The sequence below is a fragment of the Rhizobium sp. CG5 genome, assembly GCF_023701945.1.
In the GTDB taxonomy this organism is placed as follows: Bacteria; Pseudomonadota; Alphaproteobacteria; order Rhizobiales; family Rhizobiaceae; genus Allorhizobium.
The window spans coordinates 1-2,166 of the sequence record NZ_JABAEF010000048.1; the positions used below are offsets into that span (position 1 = coordinate 1).

General features: G+C 58.6%; 1 protein-coding gene. It reads right to left on the reverse strand.

The genetic code is table 11. The annotated features are described in order from the left end of the window. Positions 1-56: 56 nt before the first annotated feature. The gene (gene ltrA / locus HGO38_RS30945) at positions 57-1,556 is read right to left on the reverse strand and encodes a group II intron reverse transcriptase/maturase (RefSeq protein WP_250959626.1); all 1,500 of its coding nucleotides are present in this window, start codon (positions 1,554-1,556) and stop codon (positions 57-59) included. Positions 1,557-2,166 lie beyond the last annotated feature (610 nt).

Consider the following 2,166-nt stretch of genomic DNA (forward strand, 5'->3'; position numbering starts at 1 on the left):
GCCGCCCCCTAAGAACCGGACATGCGGATCACCCCGCATCCGGCTCAAGCCATTCTTCAGCACCATGGTGTGGCACCGAACAACTGGACGGAGGGTTTCGCAATTCGACGGCGGACGAAGTAAGTGGACCATGCCGGATCAAATGGATTAGCCAGTCCCCGGATCTTGACGTGCCTCGTAATCGGGATCGTCATTGCGCGGAAGAGCCGGCACCCGCTGGTACTGGCATCTGCCGGACCCTTCGTAGCGAAGTCCCAGGACCGGTGTCCATCGACCCGGAAGTACCTGTTCCTCACCCACCGTGCTCCTTTCATGGGATGGCGTCGACTTGCCCATTTCCAGAGCATTTGCCAGATGTGCGAATCTATCGATGAGAAGCTCGCTTTCGCCACGACGTGACGGTGATACATGGCCCATCCCCGGATAACTGGGTTCAGTTTCTGTATCAACGCCTCCTGCGTGACGCTCGGATTGCCCTTGATGATTTCCCTGACCTTGTCGAGGAGTGCTTTGACACTCTTCCTTGCCGGCTTGATCAATAGTTTGCCGTCGTACTTGCGTACGTTCTGGCCAAGGAAATCGAAACCCTCCGCGATGTTCGTGATCCGGGTCTTCTCCTCTGAGAGTTCCAGACCTCGAGTGGCCAGGAACTGCCTGACCGCCGGAAGGACTTTGAATTCGAGCACGTCTTTCGACGCGCCGGTCACCACAAAGTCATCGGCATAGCGGATGACGTTGAGCTGGGCCTTGCTGCGCGCGAGTTTCGACGATCCCACGCTTGCGTAGACTGCCGCCTCCAGCCCATCCAACGCCGTGTTCGCGATCACCGGCGAGATAATCCCCCCTTGCGGGGTGCCCGCCGACGTCTCAAACAGAGTTCCCTCGTCGATATATCCGGCTTGAAGCCACTTTTGCAGGACCTCCTTCTCCATCGTGACATGCTCCAGAAGCCAGGGGTGACTGAAGTTGTCGAAACAGCCTCTGATGTCGCCTTCCAGAATCCACTCTGGCGAAGCGCGCTTAGCCAGAGTGATGAAGCACTGCTCGATGGCGTCGGCAGTCGAGCGTTCGGGCCGGAACCCATAGGAATTCGGGTCCGCCAGTGTCTCTGCCACCGGGTCCAGAGCGAGCTTCCATAACGCCTGCATCGCCCGGCACCGCATACAGGGAATTCCCAGCGGACGCTTCTTGCCGTTACTCTTGGGAATGTAAACACGTCGCAACGGCATCGCGCGATAACCGCGATGTCGAAGTGACATCATCCCGTTCCATCTGGCCGCCGGGGATGACCATATCTTACCGTCCACCCCCGGCGTTCTCTTACCGCGATTCTCCGTCACCCGTTTCACGGCCAACATCTTGCCGCTATGCGAGCGGGTCAGCAGACGTTGCAATGCTTTCACCTTGCCCCATCGGCCTTCCTGGGTTGCCTTGGCGATACGCACCTGAAGCCGTTTCACCTCTGCCTGAATGTGCAACCAGTTCGCCTGATCCCACATCTGCGCAGTGCCCGAGGATGCACCGGCTCGAGTCGCTCTCGCGCCGATCGCCGTCATCTGCTCTTCCTCGTACAACGATTGGTCAAAGTTCTCTCACCATGAATGACCGTGCGGAAGTCTGCCCGCTTTCGCGTCGGGCGATGTTTCAGCCCGTATCCCGTCCATTACAGTCGGGCGTTCGCTTTTTCCGCATTCCTTTACCCACAGCGCCAACAGCGTTCCTTATGGTCCGCCTGCCGTTGCCGGCAGCACTATGGGCTTACCCTGTTCCGCATAAGTCTCCGAGCGGGGCGGACCCTTCCTCTTCGCCGGCGGCTGGTCGTCCATGGTGGCCCAGTTTTCAAAGACCACTCCATACCGCGTACCGTTTTGGTTCAAGCCTGTCAGCACGTTTGGCTTGTCAAAGATCACGACGTTTATCGGAAGTTCACATACGTTGGTCGTACCCACTCATCCCTTGCTCCTCTCCGCCTTCGTGCTGGCAGATTCCGCCTTGCCTCGCGGCTCGACGTACCGGATATCCGGCGGCTACGTTGTCCCCAGAGCTTCACACCGAGCCGTTACCGGCTCCGCATGTCCGGGTAGGGAACGGCTGATGGAACAGCCGGTTTCTTCAGGCAATATCTCCTCCTGTGAAACAGAAACTCACGCGACTTGCAGGTCGCAC